This is a genomic window from Cupriavidus sp. HE11 (assembly GCF_056097175.1).
Genome location: NZ_CP184464.1, coordinates 1,271,638 through 1,297,833, shown reverse-complemented (window position 1 = coordinate 1,297,833; position 26,196 = coordinate 1,271,638). Strand labels below are relative to the sequence as shown.

26 protein-coding genes are annotated in these 26,196 nt (G+C 65.9%); 11 read left to right on the top strand and 15 right to left on the bottom strand.

What is annotated here, in order from left to right:
- Positions 1-99 precede the first annotated feature (99 nt).
- The 4 genes from ACOABP_RS06045 (at position 100) to ubiA (ending at position 3,066) form a co-directional block, all read left to right on the top strand.
- Positions 100-1,056, top strand: coding sequence for a LysR substrate-binding domain-containing protein (locus ACOABP_RS06045; protein ID WP_066732186.1), 957 nt, complete (start codon positions 100-102; stop codon positions 1,054-1,056).
- Between the two features lie 265 nt (positions 1,057-1,321).
- Entirely contained in the window at positions 1,322-1,507 is a 186-nt protein-coding gene (locus tag ACOABP_RS06040) for a hypothetical protein (protein WP_474227385.1), read from the top strand.
- A gap of 83 nt (positions 1,508-1,590) precedes the next feature.
- Positions 1,591-2,076 carry a Dps family protein gene (locus ACOABP_RS06035; RefSeq protein WP_066732182.1) on the top strand — a complete coding sequence of 162 codons (486 nt, stop codon included), beginning with the start codon at positions 1,591-1,593 and terminating at the stop codon, positions 2,074-2,076.
- A 105-nt stretch (positions 2,077-2,181) separates the two neighbouring features.
- The gene (gene ubiA / locus ACOABP_RS06030; protein ID WP_474227384.1) at positions 2,182-3,066 is read left to right on the top strand and encodes a 4-hydroxybenzoate octaprenyltransferase; all 885 of its coding nucleotides are present in this window, start codon (positions 2,182-2,184) and stop codon (positions 3,064-3,066) included.
- Between the two features lie 52 nt (positions 3,067-3,118).
- Here the strand turns inward: ubiA and proC are convergent, their stop codons facing one another.
- Together proC and ACOABP_RS06020 are read right to left on the bottom strand one after the other, a co-directional pair.
- On the bottom strand, positions 3,119-3,937 hold the full coding sequence (proC, locus tag ACOABP_RS06025; protein ID WP_474227383.1) for a pyrroline-5-carboxylate reductase: 819 nt from the start codon (positions 3,935-3,937) through the stop codon (positions 3,119-3,121).
- A gap of 97 nt (positions 3,938-4,034) precedes the next feature.
- Positions 4,035-4,724, bottom strand: a complete 690-nt coding sequence (locus ACOABP_RS06020; RefSeq protein WP_474227382.1) for a YggS family pyridoxal phosphate-dependent enzyme — start codon at positions 4,722-4,724, stop codon at positions 4,035-4,037.
- 110 nt (positions 4,725-4,834) lie between these two features.
- Between ACOABP_RS06020 and ACOABP_RS06015 the strand changes: the two genes are divergently transcribed.
- From ACOABP_RS06015 to ACOABP_RS06005, 3 genes are all read left to right on the top strand, one after another.
- Positions 4,835-5,878: a type IV pilus twitching motility protein PilT gene (locus tag ACOABP_RS06015; protein WP_474227381.1), complete on the top strand. Its 1,044-nt coding sequence runs from the start codon at positions 4,835-4,837 to the stop codon at positions 5,876-5,878.
- Positions 5,879-6,002: 124 nt separating this feature from the next.
- Positions 6,003-7,142, top strand: coding sequence for a PilT/PilU family type 4a pilus ATPase (locus ACOABP_RS06010; protein ID WP_066732173.1), 1,140 nt, complete (start codon positions 6,003-6,005; stop codon positions 7,140-7,142).
- Positions 7,143-7,197: 55 nt separating this feature from the next.
- Entirely contained in the window at positions 7,198-7,692 is a 495-nt protein-coding gene (locus tag ACOABP_RS06005; protein WP_066732171.1) for a glutathione peroxidase, read from the top strand.
- A 26-nt stretch (positions 7,693-7,718) separates the two neighbouring features.
- Here ACOABP_RS06005 and ACOABP_RS06000 read toward each other — a convergent pair whose 3' ends face one another.
- From ACOABP_RS06000 to ACOABP_RS05955, 10 genes are all read right to left on the bottom strand, one after another.
- Complete coding sequence (locus ACOABP_RS06000) at positions 7,719-8,411, bottom strand: helix-turn-helix transcriptional regulator (protein ID WP_474227380.1); 693 nt, start codon at positions 8,409-8,411, stop codon at positions 7,719-7,721.
- A gap of 7 nt (positions 8,412-8,418) precedes the next feature.
- The gene (locus ACOABP_RS05995) at positions 8,419-8,823 is read right to left on the bottom strand and encodes a VOC family protein (protein ID WP_474227379.1); all 405 of its coding nucleotides are present in this window, start codon (positions 8,821-8,823) and stop codon (positions 8,419-8,421) included.
- An 85-nt stretch (positions 8,824-8,908) separates the two neighbouring features.
- Positions 8,909-9,634: an LrgB family protein gene (locus tag ACOABP_RS05990; RefSeq protein WP_066732167.1), complete on the bottom strand. Its 726-nt coding sequence runs from the start codon at positions 9,632-9,634 to the stop codon at positions 8,909-8,911.
- The gene (locus ACOABP_RS05985) at positions 9,631-10,017 is read right to left on the bottom strand and encodes a CidA/LrgA family protein (RefSeq protein WP_474227378.1); all 387 of its coding nucleotides are present in this window, start codon (positions 10,015-10,017) and stop codon (positions 9,631-9,633) included. The genes ACOABP_RS05990 and ACOABP_RS05985 overlap by 4 nt, the downstream gene beginning before the upstream one ends.
- A 242-nt stretch (positions 10,018-10,259) precedes the next feature.
- Positions 10,260-11,531, bottom strand: coding sequence for a glycolate oxidase subunit GlcF (glcF, locus tag ACOABP_RS05980; RefSeq protein ID WP_474227377.1), 1,272 nt, complete (start codon positions 11,529-11,531; stop codon positions 10,260-10,262).
- Positions 11,532-11,573: 42 nt separating this feature from the next.
- Positions 11,574-12,689, bottom strand: a complete 1,116-nt coding sequence (glcE, locus tag ACOABP_RS05975; RefSeq protein WP_474227376.1) for a glycolate oxidase subunit GlcE — start codon at positions 12,687-12,689, stop codon at positions 11,574-11,576.
- A 51-nt stretch (positions 12,690-12,740) separates the two neighbouring features.
- On the bottom strand, positions 12,741-13,679 hold the full coding sequence (locus ACOABP_RS05970; protein WP_474227375.1) for an ion transporter: 939 nt from the start codon (positions 13,677-13,679) through the stop codon (positions 12,741-12,743).
- A gap of 73 nt (positions 13,680-13,752) precedes the next feature.
- Entirely contained in the window at positions 13,753-15,255 is a 1,503-nt protein-coding gene (locus ACOABP_RS05965; RefSeq protein ID WP_474227374.1) for an FAD-linked oxidase C-terminal domain-containing protein, read from the bottom strand.
- 220 nt (positions 15,256-15,475) lie between these two features.
- Entirely contained in the window at positions 15,476-16,366 is an 891-nt protein-coding gene (locus ACOABP_RS05960; protein ID WP_066732155.1) for a LysR substrate-binding domain-containing protein, read from the bottom strand.
- Between the two features lie 12 nt (positions 16,367-16,378).
- Positions 16,379-17,797 (bottom strand): FAD-binding oxidoreductase, encoded by a 1,419-nt coding sequence (locus ACOABP_RS05955; protein ID WP_066732153.1) that lies wholly within the window; start codon positions 17,795-17,797, stop codon positions 16,379-16,381.
- A gap of 193 nt (positions 17,798-17,990) precedes the next feature.
- On the opposite strand from ACOABP_RS05955, the gene ACOABP_RS05950 reads away from it, so the two are divergent.
- The 4 genes from ACOABP_RS05950 to ACOABP_RS05935 all read left to right on the top strand — a co-directional run bounded on the left by ACOABP_RS05950 (position 17,991) and on the right by ACOABP_RS05935 (position 24,007).
- Positions 17,991-18,545, top strand: coding sequence for a cob(I)yrinic acid a,c-diamide adenosyltransferase (locus tag ACOABP_RS05950; protein WP_474227373.1), 555 nt, complete (start codon positions 17,991-17,993; stop codon positions 18,543-18,545).
- Between the two features lie 170 nt (positions 18,546-18,715).
- Positions 18,716-20,662 carry a molecular chaperone DnaK gene (gene dnaK, locus ACOABP_RS05945; protein ID WP_474227372.1) on the top strand — a complete coding sequence of 649 codons (1,947 nt, stop codon included), beginning with the start codon at positions 18,716-18,718 and terminating at the stop codon, positions 20,660-20,662.
- Positions 20,663-20,835: 173 nt separating this feature from the next.
- On the top strand, positions 20,836-21,978 hold the full coding sequence (dnaJ, locus tag ACOABP_RS05940; protein WP_066732149.1) for a molecular chaperone DnaJ: 1,143 nt from the start codon (positions 20,836-20,838) through the stop codon (positions 21,976-21,978).
- A gap of 166 nt (positions 21,979-22,144) precedes the next feature.
- Positions 22,145-24,007 (top strand): chorismate-binding protein, encoded by a 1,863-nt coding sequence (locus tag ACOABP_RS05935; protein ID WP_474227371.1) that lies wholly within the window; start codon positions 22,145-22,147, stop codon positions 24,005-24,007.
- 63 nt (positions 24,008-24,070) lie between these two features.
- Here ACOABP_RS05935 and panB read toward each other — a convergent pair whose 3' ends face one another.
- From panB to folK, 3 genes are all read right to left on the bottom strand, one after another.
- The gene (panB, locus tag ACOABP_RS05930; RefSeq protein ID WP_474227370.1) at positions 24,071-24,892 is read right to left on the bottom strand and encodes a 3-methyl-2-oxobutanoate hydroxymethyltransferase; all 822 of its coding nucleotides are present in this window, start codon (positions 24,890-24,892) and stop codon (positions 24,071-24,073) included.
- A 122-nt stretch (positions 24,893-25,014) separates the two neighbouring features.
- Entirely contained in the window at positions 25,015-25,656 is a 642-nt protein-coding gene (locus tag ACOABP_RS05925) for a deoxynucleoside kinase (RefSeq protein ID WP_474227369.1), read from the bottom strand.
- A gap of 20 nt (positions 25,657-25,676) precedes the next feature.
- Positions 25,677-26,195: a 2-amino-4-hydroxy-6-hydroxymethyldihydropteridine diphosphokinase gene (gene folK, locus ACOABP_RS05920; RefSeq protein WP_474227368.1), complete on the bottom strand. Its 519-nt coding sequence runs from the start codon at positions 26,193-26,195 to the stop codon at positions 25,677-25,679.
- Between the last annotated feature and the right edge of the window lies 1 nt (position 26,196).

The following is a 26,196-nucleotide window of genomic DNA, read 5'->3' as shown; positions in this document are numbered from 1 at the left end:
CGGGTCAGAAAAAGTGGTTCATGACCGACATTGCTTCGACGATCTGACAGACGACGCAATCGAAGCTAAAATCTATCGCCTAACCGGATTTGATTGATCATGACGCTCACCGAACTCAAGTACATCGTCGCCGTAGCGCGCGAGCGCCATTTTGGCCGGGCGGCCGAGGCGTGCTTCGTTTCGCAGCCGACGTTGTCGGTTGCCATCAAGAAGCTGGAAGACGAGCTGACCGTGCAGATTTTCGAGCGCGGCACGTCCGAGGTGTCGGTGACGGCCATCGGCGAGCAGATCGTGGCGCAGGCCCAGCGCGTGCTGGAACAGACCATGGCGATTCGTGAAATCGCCAAGCAGGGCAAGGATCCGCTGGCCGGGCCGCTGCGTGTGGGCGTCATCTACACGATCGGGCCGTACCTGCTGCCGGCGCTGGTCAAGCAGATGATCGACACCGTGCCGCAGATGCCGTTGATGCTGCAGGAAAACTACACGAACAAGCTGATCGAGCTGCTCAAGCAGGGCGAGATCGACTGCGCGATCATGGCCGAGCCGTTCCCGGATTCGGGCCTGACGGTGCGCCCGCTCTACGACGAGCCGTTCGTGGTGGCGGTGCCGCGCGGGCACAAGCTGGCCGAGCAGGCCAAGGTAGACCCGGACGAACTGAAGCAGCAGACCATGCTGCTGCTGGGCAGCGGCCATTGCTTCCGCGACCATGTGCTGGGCGTGTGCCCGGAGCTGTCGCGCTTTTCGCAGGCGGCTGACGGCATCCAGAAGACGTTCGAGGGCTCGTCGCTCGAAACCATCCGCCACATGGTGGCCAGCGGCGTCGGCATCACGGTGCTGCCGCGCACTTCGGTGCCCGATCTCAAGCCGCGCAACGACATGCTGTCCTATGTGCCGTTTGCCGAGCCCGTACCCGACCGCCGCGTGGTGCTGGCCTGGCGCAAGAGCTTCACGCGCCTGCCCGCCATGGAGGCGCTGGCAAATGCCGTGACGGCCTGCGAACTGCCTGGCGTGCGCAAGCTCGGCAGCACGCAGGCCGAAGAGGCCGTAGCGGCCTGATTTCGCCGGCTTGATCTGCCGGCATGATTCGCTGGCCTGGGCAATGTCATCGAACGGCAGGGGAGACCCTGCCGTTTTGCATGAAGCGCCTCACTCATCACAAAAATGCAATTCCATCAGCTCGGCAAGGTATAGCTATCGCCTATTTGATAGGTTTAAATTATCAAATAGTCACATCGATAGCGTAAGAATAGACTTCTTCCATCGGTCGCAGCGCACATCAGGCGGATGTGCCGGACCCTCGAAACAGATGTGGAGAATCGTCATGGCAATGTTGAATCTTTTCGTCAGCGAATTCCGGCAACTGAAGGCCGACGCGGCGCGCGATGGCGATGCCGGACGGCTGCACCGCAAGGTGTTGCGCAAGGAAATCGGCATGGCCGTCGTGGCGCTCGGCGCCATGGTCATGTTCCTCGACGCGGCGCAGGGGCTGTCCGTCCTTGTGACTTGAACCTGATACGATAATGGCCGCTGCTCGTCCGTGTAGCGCGGGCGGTCGATCCTCGTGGCCAGACCAGAATGGAGCTTAGAAAAATGGCAAAGAAGAATGAGATGAGCGTGAACATCGGTATTTCGGACAAGGACCGCAAGAAGATCGCGGAAGGCCTGAGCAAGCTGCTGGCTGACACCTACACCCTCTATCTCAAGACCCATAACTTCCACTGGAACGTGACGGGCCCGATGTTCAACACGCTGCATACCATGTTCGAGACGCAGTACACCGAACTGGCGCTGGCGGTTGACGCGATTGCCGAACGGATTCGCGCGCTGGGCTACCCGGCGCCGGGCACCTACAAGGAATACGCAAAGCTGTCGTCGATCGCCGAGGAAGAGGGCGTGCCCGAGGCCACCGAGATGATCCGCAAGCTCGTGGAAGGCCAGGAAGCCGTGGTGCGCACCGCCCGCTCGCTGTTCGCCGTGATCGACGCCGCCGGTGACGAGCCGTCGGCCGACCTGCTGACCCAGCGCATGCAGACGCACGAGAAGACCGCGTGGATGCTGCGCTCGCTGCTGGCCTGATTCCGGCCATGCCACACACCGGTTGATCCGGTACGACGCGCCCTCGGCATGCCGGGGCGCGTTTTTGCTTTGTATTGCCCGAAGTATCGTCAGAAGTCCGCCGCCATGTCCCATCCGTCCGCCGCCCCTCATCATCCGAGCCGTCTCGCGCTGTATGCGCGACTGGTGCGCATCGACAAGCCAATCGGCACGCTGCTGCTGCTGTGGCCCACGCTGTGGGCGATGTGGATGGCTGCCGGCGGCCCGCCGTCCTGGCAGATTTTCTGGATTTTCTTCGCCGGCACTTTCCTGATGCGTTCGGCGGGCTGCGCCATCAACGACTGGGCCGACCGCGATTTCGACAAGCATGTGAAGCGCACCAAGGAGCGGCCGCTGACCGCCGGCCTGATCGCCAGCTGGGAAGCGCTGGCCGTGGCCGCCGTGCTGGCACTGATCGCGTTCGCGCTGATCCTGCCGCTGAACGGGCTGACCAAGTGGCTGGCCGTGGTGGCGGCAGTGCTGGCCGGGACCTATCCGTTCTTCAAGCGGTTCTTCGCGATTCCGCAGGCGTACCTGGGTATCGCCTTCGGGTTTGGCATTCCGATGTCGTTTGCCGCGATCCAGGGCGAGGTGCCGTTCGTGGCCTGGCTGATGCTGCTGGGCAACGTGTTCTGGGCCGTGGCGTACGACACGGCCTATGCGATGGTCGACCGCGACGACGACCTGCTGCTGGGCATGAAGACGTCCGCCATCACGTTCGGGCGCTTTGACGTGGCCGCGATCATGATCTGCTATGCGGTCTTCCTGGGCCTGATGGCCTGGGCCGGTGCGCTGCTGGGCCTGGGCTGGGCCTACTACGCGGGGCTGGCGGCCGCAGCGGTGCTGGCCTGCTACCACTACACGCTGATCCGCGAACGGGACCGCATGAAGTGCTTTGCCGCATTCCGGCATAACAACTGGCTGGGAGCCTGTGTGTTTGCGGGAACGTTCGTGGCTTACCTGCTGAAGTAACCCCGATTGTTTCGCCCCTCTCCCGCACGGCGGGAGAGGGGTGCAAGAAACGTCAATCCTTGCCGAAATCCGCGCCCATCTCGCGTCCGCGCGCGGCGGCGGCGTGCATGGCCTTGACGAAGGCGTCCTTCATGCCGCTGGCGTCCATGGCCGTCACGGCGGCATAGGTCGTGCCGCCCTTGGACGTAACGCGCTCGCGCAGCGTGGCTACGGGCTCGGGCGACTCGGCAGCCAGCGCCGCTGCTCCGCGGAACGTTTCCACGGCCAGTTGCCGGCCCTGTTCGGCGGACAACCCCATTTCCACGGCCGCGCGCTCCATCGCCTCGACAAAATAGAAGACATAGGCCGGGCCGCTGCCCGAGATCGCGGTGACGGCGTCGATCTGGTCGTCGTTCTCCACCCAGACGCACTGGCCGACGGCTTCGGCCACGGCCGTGGCGATATCGCGGTCGGCGCCCGACAGCCCGGGAGCGGCGGCCAGCCCGGTCATGCCCATGCCGGCCAGCGCCGGCGTGTTCGGCATGGCGCGCACCAGGCGCGTGCGGCCCATCCAGCGGGTCACATCCTGCAGCCGGATGCCGGCCGCGACGCTGATGATCAGGTTGTCGGTCAGCAGCGGCACCAGCGGAGCGATGGCATCACGGAATTGCTGCGGTTTGACGGCCAGCACGATCACGTTACTGGCGCCGAAGGCGGCATCGGGCGCGGCCAGGGCCTTTACGCCGCTCTGCGACAGGCGCTGACGGGCATCTTCCGAGGGATCGACCACGCGGATCGAGCCGGCCGGCACGCCACGGGCCACCAGGCCGCCGATCAGGGCAGAGGCCATGTTGCCGCCGCCGAGGAAGCCGAAGGTGAGGGAATCGAGCATCAAGTTTCCTGGTCTGCCAGCGCGATACGTGTCGGCTGGCTTTTTTTCATGTCATGGGGGGGTTGCGAAAGGCCGGCGCGGACCCTGTCGGGAGCCATCAGCTCCGCGCGCCGAAAATCGCGGTGCCGATACGCACCAGCGTGGCGCCCTCGGCAATGGCCGCGTCCATGTCGGCGGACATGCCCATCGAGAGCGTGTCCACCTTTAGCCCGGAATGCCGTAGTTGATCAAGCAACGCACGGAGGGCGGCAAACGGTTGACGCTGGGTTTCCGGGTTGGCCGCCGGCGCCGGAATGGCCATCAGGCCGCGCAGTTGCAGGTTCGGCAGTGCCGCGATGGCCTGGGCCAGTGCCGGTACCTCGGCCGGCGCCACGCCGCTCTTGGTGTCCTCGTCGCTGATATTGACCTGGATGCAGACCTGCAGCGGCGCCATGCCGGCCGGACGCTGGGCGGACAGCCGCTCGGCGATCTTCAGCCGGTCGACGGCGTGGACCCAGTCGAACTGCTCGGCCACCGGCCGCGTCTTGTTGCTTTGCAGGGGGCCGATGAAATGCCACTGGATCTGGCTGCGCAGGGCGTCCAGCGCGGCAATCTTCTCTACCCCTTCCTGGACATAGTTCTCGCCGAAAGCCCGCTGGCCGCCGTCGAAGGCCTCGCGGACCCGATCCGCCGAAACCGTCTTGGAAACCGCCAGCAATGTGACATCGGCAGGCGCCCTCCCGGCTTGTTGTGCGGCCGCCGCGATGTCATTTTTCACGGCTTGCAAGTTGGCGGCGATTACAGACATAATCCAGCGGAAATATTCCAAGAAGTAAAACTAGAAGTACAACAATAAACCTGTGAAGGCCCGCCAGATCGATATTCGGCCAGGGCCTCTTTAGGGTGGGGTCATTATAGATGGACATCGCACAGCTTCTGGCCTTCGCGGTCAAGAACAAGGCTTCCGATCTTCACCTCTCGGCCGACATGCCGCCGATGGTGCGTATTCACGGGGACATGCGCCGCATCAACGTCGCGGCCATGACGCACAAGGACGTTCACGCCATGGTGTACGACATCATGAGCGACGTTCAGCGCAAATCCTATGAAGAACGGCTGGAGGTCGATTTCTCGTTCGAGATTTCGGGCCTGTCCCGTTTCCGGGTCAACGCCTATACCACGCAGCGCGGTTCGGCCGCCGTATTCCGTACCATTCCGTCGAAGGTGCTGACGCTCGACGACCTGCACGCGCCGGCGGTGTTCGCCGACCTGTGCATGAAGCCGCGCGGGCTGGTGCTGGTGACGGGGCCCACCGGTTCGGGCAAGTCCACCACGCTGGCGGCGATGGTCGACCATCGCAACGAAAACGACATGGGCCACATCCTCACGGTGGAGGACCCGATCGAATTTGTCCATAACTCCAAGAAGAGCCTGATCAACCAGCGCGAACTGGGGCCGCACACGCATTCGTTTGCCAACGCGCTGCGTTCGGCGCTGCGTGAAGACCCGGACGTGATCCTGGTGGGCGAATTGCGTGACCTGGAAACGATCCGCCTGGCGCTGACCGCGGCGGAAACCGGCCACCTGGTCTTTGCCACGCTGCACACGAGTTCGGCCGCCAAGACCATCGACCGGGTGGTGGACGTGTTCCCGCCCGAGGAAAAGGACATGGTCCGCACCATGCTGTCCGAATCGCTGGAAGCGGTGATCTCGCAGACGCTGCTCAAGACACGCGACGGCAACGGCCGTACTGCCGCGCACGAAATCATGATCGCCACGCCCGCCATCCGCCACCTGATCCGCGAGAACAAGATCGCGCAGATGTACTCGATGATGCAGACGTCCAGCGGCATGGGCATGCAGACGCTGGACCAGTGCCTGAGCGACCTGATCAAGCGCGGCATGATCAACTTCAACGATGCCAGGGCGATCGCGAAGAATCCCGACGCCTTCGCGGGCTAGGAAACCGCAGGCTGATTCTGGCGGCGTTGGGCGGCCTTGCGTACTGTTTGTACTGCGGCCGCCCGCCTGGCCAGAACCGCTTCGCTTCACCCTGAAACGGTTTCCAGGCTAAAAGGACAGAACCATGCTCGACCGCGAATCTGCATCGAAGTACATCAACGACCTGCTCGAGCTGATGGTGAACAACCGCGGCTCGGACCTCTTCATCACCTCCGAATTCCCGCCGGCCATCAAGGTCGACGGCAAGATCACGCCGGTATCGCAGCAGCCGCTGAACCCGACGCAGGCGCTGGGCCTGGTGCGTTCGATCATGAACGAGCGCCAGGTGAAGGAATTCGACGACACGCGCGAGTGCAACTTCGCCATCACGGCGCCCAATGCGGGCCGCTTCCGGGTGTCGGCGTTCATCCAGCAGGGCCGCGCCGGCATGGTGGTGCGGACCATCAACACGCGCATCCCGTCGGTGGAAGACCTGGACCTGCCGTCGTCGCTCCATGACATCGTGATGTCCAAGCGCGGGCTGGTGATCGTGACCGGCGCCACGGGCTCGGGCAAGTCGACCTCGCTGGCGGCCATGCTGGACCACCGCAATGCGCATTCGTACGGCCACATCATCACGATCGAGGACCCGATCGAATACGTGCATGCGCACCAGAACTGCATCGTTACGCAGCGCGAGGTGGGTATCGACACCGAGTCGTGGCACATCGCGCTGAAGAACACGCTGCGCCAGGCGCCGGACGTGATCCTGATTGGCGAAATCCGCGATCGCGAGACCATGGAGTACGCGATGCAGTATGCCGAAACGGGCCACCTGTGCCTGGCGACGCTGCACGCGAACAACGCCAACCAGGCGATCGACCGGATCGTCAACTTCTTCCCCGAGGAAAAACGCCAGCAGCTGCTGATCGACCTGTCGCTGAACCTGAAGGCGATGATCTCGCAGCGCCTGCTGCCGCGCGCCGGCCGCAAGGGCCGGGTGCCGGCCGTGGAAATCATGATCGGCACGCCGCTGGTGGCCGACCTGATCTTCAAGGGCGAGATCCACGAGCTGAAGGAAGTCATCAAGAAATCGCGCGAACAGGGCATGATCTCGTTCGACCAGGCGCTGTTCGAACTGTACGAGTCCGAGAAGATCGCGTACGAGGATGCGCTCAAGAACGCCGACTCGCTGAACGACCTGCGCCTGATGATCAAGCTCCACAGCGCGCGGCACCGCGACACCGACCTTGGGGCCGGCACCGAACACCTGAACGTGATCTGACGCGGGCGGCCGGGGCGCGGTATCCTTGCGCCCATCACCATTCAGGAGACCGACGATGAGCAACGTCTACCAGTTCGAAGCCAGTTCGCTGGCGGGCCAGCCAGTGCCGCTGGCCGACTTCCAGGGCAAGGTGCTGCTGATCGTCAACACGGCCAGCGAGTGCGGATTCACGCCCCAGTACGCGGGCCTGCAGACGCTGCAGGACACATACCAGACGCGCGGCTTCGACGTGCTGGGCTTTCCGTGCAACCAGTTCGGCAAGCAGGAGCCGGGCGATGCCGAACAGATCGGGGCGTTCTGCGAATCGCGCTTCCACGTCACCTTTCCGATGTTCGGCAAGATCGACGTCAATGGCGCCGACGCGCACCCGCTCTACAAGTGGCTGACGTCGGAAAAGCCAGGGCTGCTGGGCACGCAGGCGATCAAGTGGAATTTCACCAAGTTCCTGCTGCGCCGCGACGGCACGATCTTCAAGCGCTACGCGCCGACCACCAAGCCTGACGAAATCCGCGGCGATATCGAGACGCTGCTGAACGATCCGGGCGCCTGAACAGCCGTTGCCGGCCGCCGGCCTTGTCAGCCGTGCGAGTCCGCGCGGACCGCGCGCAGGAAGCCATTGAGCGAACGCTCCGGCGTCTCGTGGAAACGCTCGTTCAGCATGGTCAGCTTGCGGCAGCGGTCCAGCCGGAAGCTGCGGTAATCCTCGCGCGCCGTGCACCAGGCCGCCACCAGCCAGACATTGCCCCAGAAGAACAGCCCGAGCGGCTGCACCACGCGCACCGTGTCGCGCTGTTGCGCGTCGCTGTAGTCGATCTGCAGCAGCCGTTGCGCGCCGATGGCCGTGTGGACGATGTCGAACGCCTCGCGCACGGCGGGCTGGTTGGCGTACTCGGGCGCGAAGATGCGGCTCTGCTGCGCGGCCAGGCGCCGTTGCGGCGGCAGGGCGGCCATCAGCTTTTCCAGCGACGGCTCGGCCGCGGCGGCCAGTGCGCCGCCGCCCCAGGCCTTGAGCAGACGCAGGCCTGCCACCATGGCCTCGACTTCCATCGACGTGAACATCAGCGGCGGTACATCGTAGTCCGGCCGCAGGCGGTAGCCGATGCCGGCTTCGCCCTCCACGGGCACGCCTGACAGCGACAGTGCCTGGATATCGCGGTAGACAGTGCGCTCGGACACGCCCAGCCGCTGCGCGAGCAGGGCCGCCGTGGTCAGGCGGCGCCCGCGGAGGACCTGCACGATCTGGAAGAGGCGGTCGGCGCGTCGGCTCATGGCGGTGTCAGTGCGCGACGGCGGCCGGGACGTCGGCCATGGCCGGCTCGTGCAGGCCGATCCGGTTGCCTTCGCTGTCGGTGATATGGGCGAAGCGGCCCATGTTGTCGGGCAACTGCACGGGCCCGCGCACGGTGCGGCCGCCGGCGTAGGTCACGCGTGCCAGCACATCGTCGAGTTGCTGTGCGTTGAAATACGGCACCGGGCCGTAGAACGCGCTGGACCGGTACTGCTCGCCGCGCACCAGCGCGCCGGCCGATTCGGCATGGGTGAACACCGCGATGTCGAGATCGCCGACCGTGCCACGACGCAGCGGATGCTCGAACACGGTTTCATAGAACTGCATCGCGCGCTTCATGTCGGTCACCGGGATTTCCAGCCAGTTGACCAGGGCATTGGACGGGTTGGCCATGGTGGCTCTCCTCTTCGTCATGTCGGGAGACCGGATGATGCGCGGGCACTCCTGACAGCGTGCTGTCAGGAGCATGTCAGGGGCGTCAGTGGGGCATCCAGGCGGCCATCACCGGCACCAGGATGGCCGTCAGCACGCCATTCAGGCCCATGCCCAGCGCCGAAAACGCGCCGGCTTCCTGGCTGACCTGGAATGCGCGGGCGGTGCCGATGCCATGGGCGGCCACGCCGGTGGCAAAGCCGCGCACGGTGTAGTCGCGCACCCGCAGCAGGTTCAGCAGGCCGGTGGCGCTGACCGCGCCGATGATGCCGGTTGCCATCACCAGCACGGCGGTCAGCGACGGCAGGCCGCCAATCTTCTCCGACACGCCCATCGCGATGGGGATCGTTACGGATTTCGGCGCCAGCGACCGCACTACCTCGGGCGATGCACCGAGCAGGTATGCAATGCCGACCGCCGACACCACGGCCGCCACCGACCCCGCCAGCAGCCCCGCCAGCAGCGGCAGCACATGGCTGCGCAGCTTCGGCAGCTGGGTGTACAGCGGCACGGCCAGCGCCACGGTGGCCGGGCCCAGCAGGAAGTGCACGAACTGCGCGCCGTCGAAATAGGTCTTGTAGGGCGTGCCGGTCACGGTCAGTACCGTGACCAGGATAGCCACCGAGATCATCACCGGATTCGCCAGCGGCGAGAACCTGGCGCGTTCGTAGATGCGGAAGGCGAACACGTAGGCGATCAGCGTGGCGGTCAGCCCGATCAGCGGACTGGCAGCCAGGTACACCCAGATTTCATTGAGACGCGGCGACATCATGGCTGGGCGCCTCCTTCCACGGTATCGGTGGACGGCTGCCCCGCCGGCGGCTTGCGCATCAGCGCACGCGTGACCAGCGCGGTAACGGCGATGGCCACCCACGTGGAGATCACCAGCGCGATGACGATCGGCATCCATTCGCTGCCGATGCGGTGGGCATGCACCATGATGCCGACGCCGGCCGGAACGAACAGCAGCGACAGGTGCTTGAGCAGGTCATTGGCAGCACCCTGGATCACGGGCAGAAGCCGGTTGTCGAATACCAGCCAGCCGAACAGCAGCAGCATGCCGATCACGGGACCGGGCACGGGCAGGCGCAGTGCATAGCTGATGACCTCGCCCACGGTCTGGAAGACCAGCAGAATGGCAAACGTCTGGAGCATGGGGGCAGCTTGGGAGACCAAATGGGATCAAATGTGCCGACATGGTACTCCCGTACAAGATGCGTGCAAGATGACGCATCAAGCGGTACCCGTATTCTCGGGTTGGCGCCCCTCTCCCACTTTTGGGAGAGGGGCGGGGGAGACGGCGGGCCGTTGCGGCACGAACACGTTTGTTGTGGTGGAAACGCTTGCCCACTCCCCGAACCCCTGTCCCGCCGAGCGGGATAGGGGAGACAACGACACTAGGCGGCCTGCACCGCCACCGTCGGTGCCAGCATCCGGTCCACCAGTTCCACCCAGTGGATCACCGGCGTCTCGGTGCCGCTTTGCAGGTGCGTGATGCATCCGATATTGGCCGTGGCGATGGCATCGGGCGACGTGGCCTGCAGCTTGTTCAGCTTGTCGTCGCGCAGCTTGTATGACAGTTCCGGCTGCAACACCGAATACGTGCCTGCCGAGCCGCAGCACAGGTGGCTGTCGGCGCAGAGCCGCACGTCCACGCCCAGGCGCGTCAGCAGGGCCTCCACCTTGCCGCGGATCTGCTGGCCGTGCTGCAGCGTGCAGGGCGGATGCCATGCCACGCGGCGGCCGTCGCGCGGTACCGCGCCGGCCAGGCGGTGCAGGTCGTCGGCAAAATCGGGCAGCAGTTCCGACAGGTCGCGCGTCAGCGCCGACACGCGTGCGGCGCGTTCGGCGTACTTCGGATCGTTGCGCAGCAAGTGGCCGTAATCCTTGACCATCGCGCCGCAGCCCGACGCCGTCATGACGATGGCCTCGGCGCCGGCCTGGATATGCGGCCACCAGGCGTCGATATTGGCGCGCATATTGTCGAGCCCGCCGGCATGGTCGCCCGTGTGGAAGCGGATGGCGCCACAACATCCGGCCTCGCGCGCCAACACCAGTTGCACACCAAGTTTGTCGAACACGCGTGCCGTTGCGGCATTGATGTTGGGCGACATTGCCGGCTGCACACAGCCGTCGAGCAACAACATCTTGCGCGGATGTTCGTTGCGCGGCCAGGTGCCCGGCGGGGTCGGATGGGCCGGCACCTTGTTGCGCAGCGTCTGCGGCAGCAGCGGGCGCACGATCTGGCCCAGCTTGAGCGCCGGGCCGAACAGCCCGGGGCGCGTCAGGCCCTCGCGCAGCATCCAGCGCGCAATGCGCTGCTTCGCGGGCCGCTGTATCCCCTGTTCGCCCAGCCGGTCATCGACGATCTGCCGGCCGATGTCGACCAGGCGCCCGTACGTAACCCCCGACGGACAGGTCGATTCGCAGTTGCGGCAGGTCAGGCAGCGGTCCAGGTGCAGGCGCGTGCTTTCGGTCACCGCGCTGCCTTCCAGCACCTGCTTCATCAGGTAGATGCGGCCGCGCGGGCCGTCCAGCTCGTCGCCCAGCAGCTGGTAGGTGGGGCAGGTGGCGGTACAGAAGCCGCAGTGCACGCATTTGCCGACGATCGATTTCGCCTCTTCGCCTTCGGGCGTGTTGCGCAGGAATTCGGCCAGTGTGGTTTGCATGGTGGGGATCGTTTTCGTTGGGGACCGTGTGCGGACGGTGGCTCAGAGCCCGCTGTACATGCGCTGCGGATTGAAGATGCCGGCCGGATCGAAGCTGGCCTTCAGCCGCTGGTGGATCGCGGCCAGCGGCGTCGAGAGCGGCGTGAACACACCCACGGCCTTGTCGCCATTGCGGAACAGCGTGGCATGACCACCCGCGGCCTGGGCGATGGCGCGGACATGGTCGGCCGACGCCGTGCTGTCATCCTGTGCCAGCCACCAGCGCTGGCCGCCGCCCCATTCCACGAGCTGTTCGCCGGGCAGGTCCAGCGGCCTGGTCACCGGCGGTACGGCAATGCGCCACAGCGCGCGGCCGGCGTCGCGCGCCGGGGTGAAGAACGGATAGGTCTGCTCGCGCAGCGCGGTCCACAGCTGCCCGGCGTGGCTGGCGTCGACCACCTCGCCGCCCAGGCTGTCGCGCGCCGCGCAAACGGCGGCGGTGGCACCGCTCAGGCGCACACACAGCACGCCGTCGTGCCAGGCCGATGCGGCGATCGGCAGCGGCTTGCCGCCCCACTTGTTGAGCTGGTCGATGGCGTCGGCCTGGGACAGCGCAAAGCGCAGCGTGGCGTCGTCGAACGGCACCGGCAGCACCTTCAGCGATATCTCGGTGACCAGGCCCAGCGTGCCCAGCGAGCCGGCCAGCAGGCGCGACACATCGTAGCCGGCCACATTCTTCATGACCTGCCCGCCGAAGTTCAGGATCTCGCCCTTGCCGTCCATCAGTTGCGCGCCAAGCACGAAATCGCGCAGGGCGCCCACCGACTGGCGGCGCGGTCCCGACAGCCCCGCCGCGAAAGCACCCCCAAGCGTGGCGGTGCTGGCCTGGCCGCGCGTGGCGAAGTGGGGTGCCTCGAAGGCAAGCATCTGGCGGTGTTCGGCCAGCACGTCCTCGATCTCGGCCAGCGGTGTGCCGCAGCGTGCGGTAATCACCAGCTCGGCCGGGTCGTAGTCGACGATGCCGCGATACGCGCGCGTGTCGAGCACGTTGCCGACCAGCGCCTGACCATAGAAATCCTTGCTGCCGCCGCCGCGCAGCCGCAGCGGGGTGCGGCTGTCACCGGCCTGGCGAATCGCGTCGCGGAAGGTCGCGAGTGTGGCGTCGAGGGTGGCTTGCATGAGGACGTATGGTTATTGGGGTTGGTCGGTCGGCGGCGCGGCCGGGGCGAATCAGTTGCGTGACGGCTTTGGCGGCGGCCGGTTCTCCACGGCGCCTTCGAGCCGGCCCTCCAGGCCGGGCTCGCTGCGGTACTCGGGCAGCGCACTGCCGCAGTGCTGGCAGTATTTTGCGGACGGCTCGTGTCCTTCGGTCAGGCAGTGCTCGCACGAGCGCGTGGTCAGCGGCCGCTTGATGATGCTGGCGGCCAGTTCGGCGCCGACGATGCCGGTCGGGAAGGCGATGATCCCGTAGCCCAGCAGGATCGTCAGCGACGTGATGAACTGCCCGATCGGCGTTTTCGGCACCATGTCGCCAAAGCCCGTGGTAGTCAGCGTGACGATGGCCCAGTACATGCTGAGCGGGATGCTGGTAAAGCCGTGCTCGGGGCCTTCCACCACGTACATCACGGTGCCCAGGATCACCGTGATGATGAACACGGTCGCCAGGAACACGAAGATCTTGCGCCGGCTGTTGGCCAGCGCGCGCGCCAGGATCTCGGCCTCCTCGAAGTACACGGTGAGCTTGAGGATCCGGAACACCCGCAGCAGGCGCAGCAGCCGTACATCGATCAGGAACGCCAGTTCGGGCACGAAGAACGACGCCCAGGTGGGCATGATCGAGATGAAGTCGATGATGCCGTAGAAGCTCAGCGCGTAGCGCAGCGGCCGCTTCACCACGCACAGCCGCATGATGTACTCGGCCGTGAACAGCAGGGTGAACATCCATTCCAGCGCCGTGAACGCCGCGCCCAGCCGCGCGTGCACCGACGGCACGCTGTCCAGCATCACCACGCCGACGCTGGCGACGATGGCGATCAGCAGCACGACGTCGAACAGCCGCCCCAGGCGCGTGTCGGCTTCGAAGATGATCGTGTACCAGTGCTGGCGCCAGCCCGATTCGGGCTGGCCCAGGCGCTGGCGGATCATGGCGTTGGTGTGGCGTTGTGGCATATCTGACGAAACGGGTAAGCGGGTGAGCAAAAAAGGCGGCGCGCCGCCATCCCCGCCGGGCCCCGCGCGTCGATCAGAATCGCGGGATGTCGGGATGCGGCAGCAGGCCGCGCCTGACGTGCATCTTGCCGTATTCGGCGCAGCGCGCCAGCGTGGGGATGGCTTTATCCGGGTTGAGCAGCCGCGCCGGATCGAACGCCGCCTTCACGCCGAAGAACGCCTCGCACTCCTCGCGCGAGAACTGCACGCACATCGAATTGAGCTTTTCGACGCCCACGCCGTGCTCGCCGGTCACGGTGCCACCCAGTTCGACGCAAGTCTCCAGGATGTCGGACCCGAACAGCTCGGCGCGGTGCCATTCATCGACGTCGCCGCCATCGAACAGGATCAGCGGGTGCATGTTGCCATCGCCGGCATGGAACACGTTGATGCACCGCAAGCCGTATTTCTGCTCCATCTGTTCGATGCGCTTGAGCAGCGTGCCGATGTGCTTGCGCGGGATGGTGCCATCCATGCAGTAATAGTCCGGCGAGATGCGGCCGGCTGCGGGGAAGGCGTTCTTGCGGCCGCTCCAGAAGCGCAGGCGCTCGGCCTCGTTCTGCGACACCGTGATGCGCGTGGCGCCCGATGCGCGCAGCACCTCGCTCATGCGGCCGATTTCCTCGGCCACTTCCTCGGGCGTGCCGTCGGACTCGCACAGCAGGATGGCCGCTGCATCGAGGTCGTAGCCGGCCTTGACGAATTCCTCCACGGCGGCCGTGGCGGGGCGATCCATCATTTCCAGCCCGGCCGGGATGATGCCGGCGGCGATCACGTCGGCCACGGCATTGCCGCCTTTCTCCACGTCGTCGAAGCTGGCCATGATGACCTGTGCCAGCTGCGGCTTGGGAATCAGCCGCACGGTGACCTCGGTGACCACGGCCAGCATGCCTTCGGAGCCGATGATCGTCGCCAGCAGGTCCAGGCCCGGCGAATCGGGCGCCTCGGAGCCGAACACCACGACGTCGCCCTCCATCGTCACGGCGCGCACACGCAGCACGTTGTGCACGGTCAGGCCGTACTTCAGGCAATGCACGCCGCCCGAGTTCTCGGCCACGTTGCCGCCGATCGAGCAGGCGATCTGCGATGACGGGTCGGGTGCGTAATAGAGATTGTGCGGCGCCGCCGCTTCGGAAATGGCAAGGTTGCGCACGCCGGGCTGGACCACGGCCGTACGCGAATACGGATCGACCGACAGGATGCGCTTGAACTTGGCCAGCGACAGCACCAGGCCGCCCGCAATGGGCATGGCGCCGCCAGACAGGCTGGTGCCCGATCCGCGCGGTACCACGGGCACGCCCAGTTCATGGCACAGGCGCAGCACGGCGCAGACCTGGTCCTCGGTGTCGGGCAGTACCACCGCGTCGGGCACCTGCCGATAGGCGGCCAGGCCGTCGCACTCGTAGGGAACGGTGTCTTCGGCGCGCCACAGCACGGCGGCGTCGGGCAGGATGTCCGCCAGCCGGGCCAGCAGCGTGGCGCGGCGGGTCTCTGCGGATACATCCGCCACGGTATGGGCGTCTTGCGGGGCGTTCATGGCAGCAACTCCTGTGACGGACCGGGCGCCGCACGCTGCTTCGCAGGCACGCGGCCGGGACGGCAGACTATAGCGCAGGCACCTCGCCAGGCGGGTGCCCGGGCACGTGAATTCCGCATGCCGACCCGATCAAAATGGTTCATGCCGGCAGGGCACCGGAGGCGGCTTGCCGGCGCAACCGTCGTCGGGCAGGGACGCTTCCAGCGTAGTGGCTGCGGCGCTACCAGTCCAGCCCGAGCAGCCAGTCGATGAAGTAGCGCGCCTCGGGCATCAGCGGCGCCTGTTCGCGCTCGACGATGTAGTAGCCGTGCGGCGAGATCGATTCCACGTCCAGCAGCTTCACCATCTGGCCGGCTGCCAGCCACTGGCGCGCCATGCGCTGGCGCACCAGGCCCACGCCCTGGTTCGACGCGATGGCCTCCAGCATCAGGCCGATGTCGTTGAACTGGGCGCCGGTCTGCGGCTCCGGCCAGTCCAGCCCGGCCGTTTCGAACCACGGGCGCCACGGCTCCAGCGGACTGCGCAGCAGCGTCAGGTTGTGCAGGTCCTCGGGTTTCGTGATCGCGAAGCCGTTCACGCGCTCGTAGTATTCGCGGCCGCACGCCGGGAACACGGGCTCCACCAGCAGCTTGGTGGTCCTGAGGTCAGGGTAGCGGCCCGTGCCGTAGCGGATCTCGATATCGGTGTCCTCGGCCTTCACGTCCAGGAACGGCACGGCCAGGTGCAGCTCCAGGTCGATATGCGGATACAGCGCGCTGAACTCGGGCAGGCGCGGCACCAGGTGCTGGCGGCCGAAGGTGGGCGGAATGGCCACGCGCAGGCGCGTGCGCAGCTTGTTGTACTCGGGGCGCGCCAGTTCGTTGAGCGATTTCAGCGCATCCTGCACGTTGCGCTGGTAGCGCGTGCCGGCTGCCGTGAGCCGCAGCGCGGCGTTCGAACGCACGAACAGATCCTCGCCCCAGAGCTCCTCCAGGTTCTTGATGCGATGCGAGACCGCGCTGGGCGTGACCGAGAGTTCCTCGGCCGCGCGGGCAAAGCTGCCCAGGCGCGCCGCCGACTCGAAGGCGATCAGCAGGTGCAGCGGCGGAACGCGTTGGAAGACCGAAGCCATGGCCGCGCCGGCTCAGCGCGTGGCGCTGAAGATCTTGCCCGGGTTCAGGATATGGTTCGGGTCCAGCGCATCCTTGATGGCGCGCATCAGGTCCAGCGCATCCTCGCCATGCTCCTGCACCAGGAAGCCGATCTTGTGCAGTCCCACGCCGTGCTCGCCGGTGCAGGTGCCGCCCATCGACAGCGCCCGCTCCACGATCCGGCGGTTGATGTCCTCGGCCTCGGCCATTTCCTCGGGCTTGCTGGTATCGACCAGGATCGCCACGTGGAAATTGCCGTCGCCGACGTGGCCCACGATCGGGCAGGGCAGCGACGACGCGTTCAGGTCGCGCTCGGTCTCGGTCACGCAATCGGCCAGGCGCGAGATCGGCACGCAGACATCGGTGGTCACCGCGCGGCAGCCGGGCTTCAGCTGCAGCATTGCAAAGTAAGCCGTGTGGCGCGCATTCCAGAGCCGCGTGCGGTCTTCGGGGCGCGTGGCCCATTCGAAGCCCTGGCCGCCGTGCTCGGCCACGATTTCCTGCACGGTTTCGGCCTGCTCGCGCACGCCGGCCTCGGTGCCGTGGAACTCGAAGAACAGGTGCGGGGTTTCGGGCAGCGTCAGGTTGTCGTGGCGGTTGATCGCGCGGATAGCCAGCGCATCGACAAATTCCACGCGCGCCACGGGCACGCCCAGCTGGATGGTCTGGATGGTCGCGCGCACCGCGTCACCCATGCTCGGGAACGCGCACACGGCAGCCGAGATGGCCTCGGGCTGCGGGTACAGGCGCACCGTGACTTCGGTGATGATGCCCAGCGTGCCTTCGCTGCCGATGAACAGGCGGGTCAGGTCATAGCCGGCCGACGACTTGCGCGCATTGGTGCCGGTGCGGATCACCCGGCCATCCGCCGTGACCACGGTCAAGGCCAGCACGTTCTCGCGCATGGTGCCGTAGCGCACGGCGTTGGTACCCGACGCCCGCGTGGCGCACATGCCGCCCAGCGATGCGTCCGCGCCCGGATCGATCGGGAAAAACAGGCCCGTGTCCTTGATTTCCTGGTTCAGCTGCTTGCGTGTGACGCCGGGCTGCACGGTGACGGTCAGGTCCTCGGGGTGGACGGCCAGCACGCGGTTCATTTGCGACAGATCAAGGCTGACCCCGCCGGCGACAGCCAGCAAATGGCCTTCCAGCGAAGAACCCGCGCCGTAGGGAATCAGCGGCACGCCATGGGCGTTGCACAGTTTGGCGACCTCGGCCACTTCCTCGGTGCTGTGGGCAAAGACCACGGCATCGGGCAGGGCGGCCGGAAATGGCGATTCATCGCGGCCATGGTGCTCGCGCACGCCGTTCGAGGTGGTAAACCGGTCGCCGAAGCGGGAGGTCAGGGCATCGGCCAGCGCAGACGGGAACGGACGGCGCGCCAGGGCGGCGGCAGGTGTGGGGTGGTTCATGCGGGTCTCCGGGCGGGCCGTATGGCTCTGTATGCAGTGGAATGCCGCTATTCTACGACTCGCCTACGCCGTGCGCGCCACCTGATGGGCGGGCATTGGCGGCCGGCCGGCCGATAAACGGCCATCCGGGGCCGGAAGCAGGCCATAATTGCGCCACTTCGAGGTACCAACCCCAGAAAACAAGGAGACCGGCATGGGCAACCGCCTGTCCAAGATTGCCACGCGCACCGGCGATGCCGGCACCACCGGCCTCGGCGATGGCAGCCGCGTGGGCAAGAACAGCCTGCGCATCGCCGCGATTGGCGATGTCGACGAGCTGAATTCCCAGATTGGCCTGCTGCTGACCGAACCGGACCTGCCGGCCGACGTGCGCGATGCGCTGCTCCATATCCAGCACGACCTGTTCGACCTGGGCGGCGAGCTGTCGATCCCGGGGTACACGCTGCTCAAGGAACCCCAGGTGGCGCAACTCGACACGTGGCTGGAGCACTACAACGCCAGCCTGCCGCGCCTGGCCGAGTTCATCCTGCCGGGCGGCAGCCGTACCGCAGCCCACGCCCACGTCTGCCGCACCGTGTGCCGGCGCGCCGAGCGCTCGCTGGTGGAACTGGGCGCCGCCGAAGCGCTCAACGAGGCGCCGCGCCAGTACCTGAACCGGCTGTCGGACCTGCTGTTCGTGCTGGCCCGCGTGCTGAACCGGGTGGGCGGCGGCACGGACGTGCTGTGGCAGCGCGAACGGAAGTCCTGATTTGTGACTAATTAATTACTTTTAGGCGGCCGGGCGACCTGGCCGGATAAACCGAGAAAATTACTCGGAATTGCAGATTACACCCTTGAAATGGCCCGGGACGGCCACATTTCGCTCTCAGTCGAGATTGCAGTCCCTGACTGAGAGACAGGGCATTAGGAGAGAACACTATGGGTAAGATCATCGGTATCGACCTGGGTACCACCAACAGCTGCGTGTCGGTTCTGGAAGGCAACACGCCAAAAGTCATCGAAAACTCGGAAGGCACGCGCACCACGCCGTCGATCATCGCCTACATGGAAGACGGCGAGATCCTGGTCGGCGCCCCGGCCAAGCGCCAGGCCGTGACCAACCCGCGCAACACGCTGTATGCCGTGAAGCGCCTGATCGGCCGCAAGTTCGAGGAGAAGGAAGTCCAGAAGGACATCGGCCTGATGCCGTACTCGATCGTCAAGGCCGACAACGGCGACGCCTGGGTTGGCGTGCGCGACCAGAAGCTGGCCCCGCCGCAGGTGTCGGCCGAAGTGCTGCGCAAGATGAAGAAGACCGCCGAGGACTACCTGGGCGAGCCCGTGACCGAAGCCGTGATCACGGTGCCGGCGTACTTCAACGACTCGCAGCGCCAGGCCACCAAGGACGCCGGCCGCATCGCGGGCCTGGAAGTCAAGCGCATCATCAACGAACCGACCGCCGCGGCGCTCGCGTTCGGCATGGACAAGAACGAGAAGGGCGACCGCAAGATCGCCGTGTATGACCTGGGTGGCGGCACGTTCGACATCTCGATCATCGAAATCGCCGACGTGGACGGCGAGAAGCAGTTCGAAGTGCTGTCGACCAACGGCGACACGTTCCTGGGCGGCGAAGACTTCGACCAGCGCATCATCGACTACATCATCGGCGAGTTCAAGAAGGAACAGGGCGTCGACCTGTCGAAGGACGTGCTGGCCCTGCAGCGCCTGAAGGAAGCTGCCGAAAAGGCCAAGATCGAACTGTCGAGCTCGCAGCAGACCGAGATCAACCTGCCGTACATCACGGCCGACGCCTCGGGTCCGAAGCACTTGAACCTGAAGATCACGCGCGCCAAGCTCGAAGCGCTGGTGGAAGACCTGATCGCCCGCACGATCGAACCGTGCCGTACCGCGATCAAGGACGCCGGCGTCAAGGTCAGCGACATCGACGACGTGATCCTGGTGGGCGGCATGACCCGCATGCCCAAGGTGCAGGAACAGGTGCGCGAGTTCTTCGGCAAGGAAGCCCGCAAGGACGTGAACCCGGACGAAGCCGTGGCCGTGGGTGCCGCCATCCAGGGTTCGGTGCTGTCGGGTGACCGTACCGACGTGCTGCTGCTGGACGTGACGCCGCTGTCGCTGGGCATCGAGACGCTGGGTGGCGTGATGACCAAGATGATCTCGAAGAACACGACCATCCCGACCAAGCACGCCCAGGTGTTCTCGACCGCTGACGACAACCAGCCGGCCGTGACGATCAAGGTGTTCCAGGGCGAGCGCGAGATGGCCAGCGGCAACAAGCTGCTGGGCGAGTTCAACCTGGAAGGCATTCCGCCGTCGCCGCGCGGCATGCCGCAGATCGAGGTCTCGTTCGATATCGACGCCAACGGCATTCTGCACGTGGGCGCCAAGGACAAGGCCACCGGCAAGGAAAACCGCATCACGATCAAGGCGAACTCGGGTCTGTCGGAAGACGAGATCCAGCGCATGGTCAAGGACGCCGAGGCCAACGCCGAGGAAGACAAGAAGGCCCGCGAGCTGGCTGATGCCCGCAACCAGGCCGATGCGCTGATCCACTCGACCCGCAAGGCCCTGACCGAGCATGGCGACAAGCTCGAGGCCGGCGAGAAGGAAAAGATCGAAGCCGCGATCAAGGAACTGGAAGACGCCGCACGCGGCGGCGACAAGGCCGAGATCGACGCCAAGGTCAACGCACTGTCCGAAGCCAGCCAGAAGCTGGGCGAGAAGGTGTACGCCGACATGCAGGCCAAGGCCGGCGAAGCCGGTGCGGCGGGTGCAGGCGCGGCCGGTGCCGGCCAGCAGCAGGCCCAGCCCCAGGACGATAACGTCGTGGACGCCGAGTTCAAGGAAGTGAACGACAAGAAGTAAGCGGGAAGGGGGCGGCGGCGCGGGTGATGCCGGCGCCGCCGCCCGTTCCCGACGCCGGGCGACGGTGGTCTGACTCAGGGTGCAAACCACGGTCGGACACCGCGCTCGGCTTTTTTGCTTATCGCCCGACGGGTGTTTTCGCACCTGCCGGGCCCATCAGGTATTGAGCCACCATGGCAAAACGTGACTACTACGAAGTGCTCGGGGTAGGCAAGAACGCGACCGAAGACGAGATCAAGAAGGTCTATCGCAAGCTCGCGATGAAGTACCACCCGGACCGCAATCCGGACAACAAGGAAGCCGAGGAAAAATTCAAGGAGGTCAAGGAAGCGTACGAGATGCTTTCCGACCCCGAGAAGAAGGCTGCCTATGACCAGTACGGCCATGCGGGCGTGGACCCGAACATGGCGGGCGGCTTCGGCGCCGGCGGGTTTGGCGGCGGCGGCTTTGCCGAGGCGTTTGGCGACATCTTCGGTGACATCTTCGGCCAGGCGGCCGGTGGTGGCGGCCGGCGCGGCAACGGCCCGCAGGCCTACCGTGGTGCCGACCTGCGCTACAGCATGGAGATTTCGCTGGAGCAGGCCGCGCACGGCCACGAGGCGCAGATCCGCGTGCCGCACTGGGACGATTGCGATCACTGCCACGGCAACGGCGCCGAGCCGGGGTCGTCGGTGGAAACCTGCCCGACCTGTAACGGCGTGGGCCAGGTGCGTGTGTCGCAAGGCTTCTTCACGATGCAGCAGACCTGCCCGAAGTGCCACGGCAGCGGCAAGTTCATTCCGAAGCCGTGCACCAAGTGCCATGGCCAGGGCAAGCTGAAGTCGCAGAAGACGCTTGAAGTGAAGATCCCCGCAGGGATCGACGAAGGCATGCGCATCCGCTCGTCGGGCAATGGCGAGCCGGGCATCAACGGCGGGCCGCCGGGCGATCTGTACGTCGAAGTGCATATCAAGGCGCACGAGGTGTTCGAGCGTGACGGCGACGACCTGCACTGCCAGATGCCGATCTCGTTCGCCACGGCGGCGCTGGGCGGCGAACTCGAGGTGCCGACGCTGGGCGGCAAGGCCAGTTTCCCGGTGCCCGAAGGCACGCAGGCCGGCAAGACGTTCCGCCTGCGCGGCAAGGGCATCAAGGGCGTGCGCTCGGGCTATCCTGGCGACCTCTACGTGCATGTGAACGTGGAAACGCCGGTCAAGCTGACCGACGCCCAGAAGGAACTGCTGCGCCAGTTCGATCGCTCGGTGCATGAGGGCGGCTCGCGCCACAGCCCGCAGGAGCAATCCTGGCTGGACAAGGTGAAGAGCTTCTTCAGCTAAGCCTGCGCGCCGCTGGAAACAGAAACCGGCTACGTGAGCAACGTGGCCGGTTTTTTTATGTATCGTTGGTGCTGGAACGGCTCGCCGTCTCCGCCCTCTCCGCTTGCGGAAGCGGGGCTGGGGGAGAGGGCAAGCGGTTCGTTTTTTGACCACGCTCGCCAGATTGATGTCTCCCACCAACCCCTTCGTCCTGCTCGACGATGCCCACGCGCCGGGCGTTGCCGCGTCGCGCCTCTACACCGGTTTCGTGCGCGAAGACGCCGTGCCGTCCGGTACCGATGCCGCCGCACTCGACGCGCTGCTGGCGCAAGGCTGGCGCGACGGCCTGCATGTAACGCTATTCGCGCCATATGAATTCGGCGGCCACCTGGTTGGCGCCCCGGTCCATCTGGACGCGCGGGTGGACGAATCACTACCCTTCCATGATGGCGCGTTGCGCCTGTTCTGGTTTCGTGCACTGACACTGCTCGATGCCGGACAGGTGAAGCAGTGGGTGGACGCGCAGGCGCTGCCTGGCCCGGCCGGTGTGTTCGACGTGGCGGGCAATTTGTCACGCCAGCAGTACACCGACGCCATCGCGCGCATCCATGCGTACATCGAAGCGGGCGATACGTACCAGGTCAACTTCACGCAGCGGCTGCGTTTCCAGGCTTTCGGCGATCCGGTGGCCTTTTACGCCGCCCTGCGCGATGCCCAGCCCGTGCCGTTCGGCGCGCTGGCGCGATTGCCCGGCGACGGCTGGGTGCTGTCGGTGTCGCCGGAACTGTTCGTGGCGCACGATGGCGATGGCCATCTGGTGGCGCGCCCGATGAAAGGCACCGCGCCGCGCACCGGCGATGCCGAAGTCGATGCACGATCCGCAAAGGTCCTGGCCGCCGATCCGAAGAATCGTGCCGAGAACGTGATGATTGTCGACCTGCTGCGCAACGACCTCGGTCGTCTGGCCGTGCCCGGCAGCGTGACGGTGCCCAATCGCTTTGTCGTGGAGCCATTTGGCCGCGTGCTGCAGATGACGTCGACCGTCACCGCCACGGCGCAGCCCGGCACGTCGTTCGGCGCACTGATGCAGGCGCTGTTTCCGTGTGGGTCGATCACAGGCGCGCCCAAGCGCCGCACCATGCAGATCATTGCCGAGCTGGAATCGTCGCCGCGCGGTCTCTACACGGGGTCGATCGGCTGGCTCGACGCGCCGCAAGCCGGCGCCAGGCTGGGCGCTTTCGGCATGTCCGTGGCAATCCGCACGCTGGTGCTTGCTTCCGCCGACCAGGGCGGACTGCGGCGCGGCGAGATGGGGGTGGGCGGCGGCATCGTCCACGACAGCGTGGCGGACGACGAATTTGCCGAGTGCGGTTGGAAGGCGCGTTTTCTCACCGCGCACGATCCGGGATTCACACTGTTCGAAACCATGCATGCGCACGATGGCGTGGTGCTGCATCGCGAGCGGCATCTTGCGCGCATCGCCAAATCTTCAAGAACGTTCGGATTCGCTTTCGACTTGCCTGCGGCACGCGCGGCATTGCAGGCCGAGGCGGCGCGGCTGGGCGATGGCGACTGGCGGCTGCGGATGAGCGTCGACAAGCGTGGTGCCATGGCGTTTGCAAGCGGGGCGCTGGTGCCGCTGGCCGCCGCGACGGCCGATATCGAATTGGCGGAACTGCGATTGCCCGTGGCCGATCCGCTGCGCCGTCACAAGCTCAGCGCGCGCAGCACGTTCGATCAGGGCTGGCAGGCAGCGGAACGCACGGGCGCATTCGATTGCCTGTTCTTCAACACGCGCGACGAACTGCTCGAAGGTGGCCGCAGCTCGGTGTTCGTCAAGGTCGATGGGCAGTGGCTGACACCGCCGCTGTCGGCCGACATCCTGCCCGGCGTGATGCGTGCCGTGGTGCTGGAAGAGGGCGATGCGCTGGTCGACGGGCCGGTGGCCGAAGCCGCCGTGACGCGCGAGATGGTGCTGCGGGCCGAGGCGATCGTTATCGCCAATGCGCTGCGGGGAGCGATGCCGGCGCGGCTGCGTATCAAAAGTTGAGGGGTTTCTCCCCTCTCCGATTTATGGGAGAGGGGAGTCAAACACGCCGGCAAGCGATCCGAATCAAGCCGAGAACGTGTGTTCCACCGCCGGGAAGCTGCCGTCCTTGACGGCCGCCACATAGGCGCGCACGGCGCCTTCGATCGAGGCCTGGCCGTCCATGAAGTTGCGGACGAACTTGGCCTTGCGGCCCGGGTAGATGTTCAGCATGTCCTGCAGTACCAGCACCTGGCCCGAGCAGTCCACGCCGGCGCCGATGCCGATCGTCGGCACCTTCAACATCGCGGTCACCTCGCCAGCCAGCTTGGCGGGCACGGCTTCCATCAGGATCACCTGCGCGCCGGCCTGCTCCAGCGCCTGGGCCTCGCGCTTCAGCTGCGCGGCGCCGGCTTCGGTCTTGCCCTGCACCTTGAAGCCGCCAAACGCGTGCACCGACTGCGGGGTCAGGCCGATATGGGCGCACACCGGGATGCTGCGCTCGACCAGGAATTTCACGGTGGGTGCCAGCCACTCGCCGCCTTCGAGCTTCACCATCTGCGCGCCGGCGCGCATCAGCGTGGCGGCGCTTTCGAAGGCTTTCTCGGGCGTGGGATAGGTGCCGAACGGCAGGTCCGTCACCAGCAGCGCGGTCTGGTTACCGCGCGCCACGCATTCGGTGTGATACGCCATATGCTCAAGCGTCACAGGCAGCGTGGTCTGCTGGCCTTGCATCACATTGCCCAGCGAATCGCCAACCAGGATCATCTCGACGCCGCAGTAGTCGAGCAGTGCGGCGAAGCTGGAATCGTAGGCGGTCAGCATGGCGATCTTGTCGCCGGCGTCACGCATGGCTTGCAGTTTGGGGGCGGTGACGGTCTTGCGGGAAGGGTCGAGGAGGTAACTCATGGCAGTGCCCGTAGGAGTGGCGGCCGTGTGTCGCACGAACAAGCTTCGGCGGCGGCCGTTGTCGTTATCGTGTTGTGCTGCCGGGGGCCTTAGGCGCGTCTTTGCAGCGGCTTTGGAGCAGATCAGCGGGCAGCGAGATTCAGGAAGGCCTTGCGGCCCCGCATGTTCTCGATGCGCGACAGTAGTGTACGGAAATCGCTGTCGTTGTCTACCGGATTGAAGTGGGCGGTATCGACGATCAGCACCGGGGCGTCGTCGTAGCGGTGGAACAGCTCGCCGTAGGCATCGTGCAGCCGTTGCAGGTACGACTCGTCGATGGCGGTTTCGCCAGGCAGGCCGCGCCGCAGAATGCGTTCGCGCAGCAGCGACGGCGTGGCCTGCAGCATGATGACCAGGTCCGCGCGTTGCGCGGGCACCTGCAGCCGTGCCGCCAGCGTGTCGTAGAGCGCCAGCTCGTCGGCCTCCAGCGTCAGCGACGCATAGAGACGGTCACGCGCAAAGAGGAAATTCGTAATCATGCGATGGCCGGCAAGCATCGCCGTCTGCCATTGCTGCAACTGCGTGGTGCGCTGGTTCAGGCAGGTTAGCTGCATCGCCAGCGCGTAGCGCTGCGGCTCGCGATAGAAACGTTCCAGGAAGGGATTGTGGCGTGCGCCGTCGGGCAATTCGCCGGCCCGCAGGTACTGCGCCAGGCGCTGGGCCAGTGCGGATTTGCCCGATCCAACCGGGCCTTCGATGACGATGCGTCGCAGATGGTCGAGCATGCGTCAGTTGCGCTGCGCGCTCAGGAGGGGGTGTTGCCTTCCTGCAGGCGCGTGCATTTGCATGAGGAAAGCTTCTCGATGCGCTGGGCCTGCACGCCGGGCAGGAAGTCGGTCGCGCGGCCGCGGCCGGGGATCTCCAGCGTGGCATCCAGTTCAAGCAGCGGCACCAGCACGAAGGCGCGTTCCGTGATGCGCGGATGCGGCACGGTCAGGGCCTCGCTGTTGATCGACTCGGCGCCGAACAGCAGCAGGTCCAGGTCCAGCGTGCGTGGTGCGTTGTGGAACGGCCGCTCGCGGCCGAACTGGTCTTCGATGTGGTGGCAGATGCGCAGCAGTTGCGACGCCGTGAACGTCGTCTCGATCTTGATCACGGCATTGAAGTAGTCGTCGCCGCTGGCGTCGACCGGGGCCGTGCGATAGAACGACGACCGCGCAACAACCGTGATCCCGACCTGCTGGGCCAGGCACACGATGGCGTCTTTCAACGCCTGGCGCGCATCTCCAAGATTGGCGCCGATGCCGATGAAGGCAAGCGTCATG

Coding starts and splice junctions, on each gene's coding strand:
- ACOABP_RS06045 (WP_066732186.1), top strand. CDS start 100: ATGACGCTCACCGAACTCAAGTACATCGTCGCCGTAGCGCGCGAGCGC.
- ACOABP_RS06040 (WP_474227385.1), top strand. CDS start 1,322: ATGGCAATGTTGAATCTTTTCGTCAGCGAATTCCGGCAACTGAAGGCC.
- ACOABP_RS06035 (WP_066732182.1), top strand. CDS start 1,591: ATGGCAAAGAAGAATGAGATGAGCGTGAACATCGGTATTTCGGACAAG.
- ubiA (WP_474227384.1), top strand. CDS start 2,182: ATGTCCCATCCGTCCGCCGCCCCTCATCATCCGAGCCGTCTCGCGCTG.
- proC (WP_474227383.1), bottom strand. CDS start 3,937: ATGCTCGATTCCCTCACCTTCGGCTTCCTCGGCGGCGGCAACATGGCC.
- ACOABP_RS06020 (WP_474227382.1), bottom strand. CDS start 4,724: ATGTCTGTAATCGCCGCCAACTTGCAAGCCGTGAAAAATGACATCGCG.
- ACOABP_RS06015 (WP_474227381.1), top strand. CDS start 4,835: ATGGACATCGCACAGCTTCTGGCCTTCGCGGTCAAGAACAAGGCTTCC.
- ACOABP_RS06010 (WP_066732173.1), top strand. CDS start 6,003: ATGCTCGACCGCGAATCTGCATCGAAGTACATCAACGACCTGCTCGAG.
- ACOABP_RS06005 (WP_066732171.1), top strand. CDS start 7,198: ATGAGCAACGTCTACCAGTTCGAAGCCAGTTCGCTGGCGGGCCAGCCA.
- ACOABP_RS06000 (WP_474227380.1), bottom strand. CDS start 8,411: ATGAGCCGACGCGCCGACCGCCTCTTCCAGATCGTGCAGGTCCTCCGC.
- ACOABP_RS05995 (WP_474227379.1), bottom strand. CDS start 8,823: ATGGCCAACCCGTCCAATGCCCTGGTCAACTGGCTGGAAATCCCGGTG.
- ACOABP_RS05990 (WP_066732167.1), bottom strand. CDS start 9,634: ATGATGTCGCCGCGTCTCAATGAAATCTGGGTGTACCTGGCTGCCAGT.
- ACOABP_RS05985 (WP_474227378.1), bottom strand. CDS start 10,017: ATGCTCCAGACGTTTGCCATTCTGCTGGTCTTCCAGACCGTGGGCGAG.
- glcF (WP_474227377.1), bottom strand. CDS start 11,531: ATGCAAACCACACTGGCCGAATTCCTGCGCAACACGCCCGAAGGCGAA.
- glcE (WP_474227376.1), bottom strand. CDS start 12,689: ATGCAAGCCACCCTCGACGCCACACTCGCGACCTTCCGCGACGCGATT.
- ACOABP_RS05970 (WP_474227375.1), bottom strand. CDS start 13,679: ATGCCACAACGCCACACCAACGCCATGATCCGCCAGCGCCTGGGCCAG.
- ACOABP_RS05965 (WP_474227374.1), bottom strand. CDS start 15,255: ATGAACGCCCCGCAAGACGCCCATACCGTGGCGGATGTATCCGCAGAG.
- ACOABP_RS05960 (WP_066732155.1), bottom strand. CDS start 16,366: ATGGCTTCGGTCTTCCAACGCGTTCCGCCGCTGCACCTGCTGATCGCC.
- ACOABP_RS05955 (WP_066732153.1), bottom strand. CDS start 17,797: ATGAACCACCCCACACCTGCCGCCGCCCTGGCGCGCCGTCCGTTCCCG.
- ACOABP_RS05950 (WP_474227373.1), top strand. CDS start 17,991: ATGGGCAACCGCCTGTCCAAGATTGCCACGCGCACCGGCGATGCCGGC.
- dnaK (WP_474227372.1), top strand. CDS start 18,716: ATGGGTAAGATCATCGGTATCGACCTGGGTACCACCAACAGCTGCGTG.
- dnaJ (WP_066732149.1), top strand. CDS start 20,836: ATGGCAAAACGTGACTACTACGAAGTGCTCGGGGTAGGCAAGAACGCG.
- ACOABP_RS05935 (WP_474227371.1), top strand. CDS start 22,145: ATGTCTCCCACCAACCCCTTCGTCCTGCTCGACGATGCCCACGCGCCG.
- panB (WP_474227370.1), bottom strand. CDS start 24,892: ATGAGTTACCTCCTCGACCCTTCCCGCAAGACCGTCACCGCCCCCAAA.
- ACOABP_RS05925 (WP_474227369.1), bottom strand. CDS start 25,656: ATGCTCGACCATCTGCGACGCATCGTCATCGAAGGCCCGGTTGGATCG.
- folK (WP_474227368.1), bottom strand. CDS start 26,195: ATGACGCTTGCCTTCATCGGCATCGGCGCCAATCTTGGAGATGCGCGC.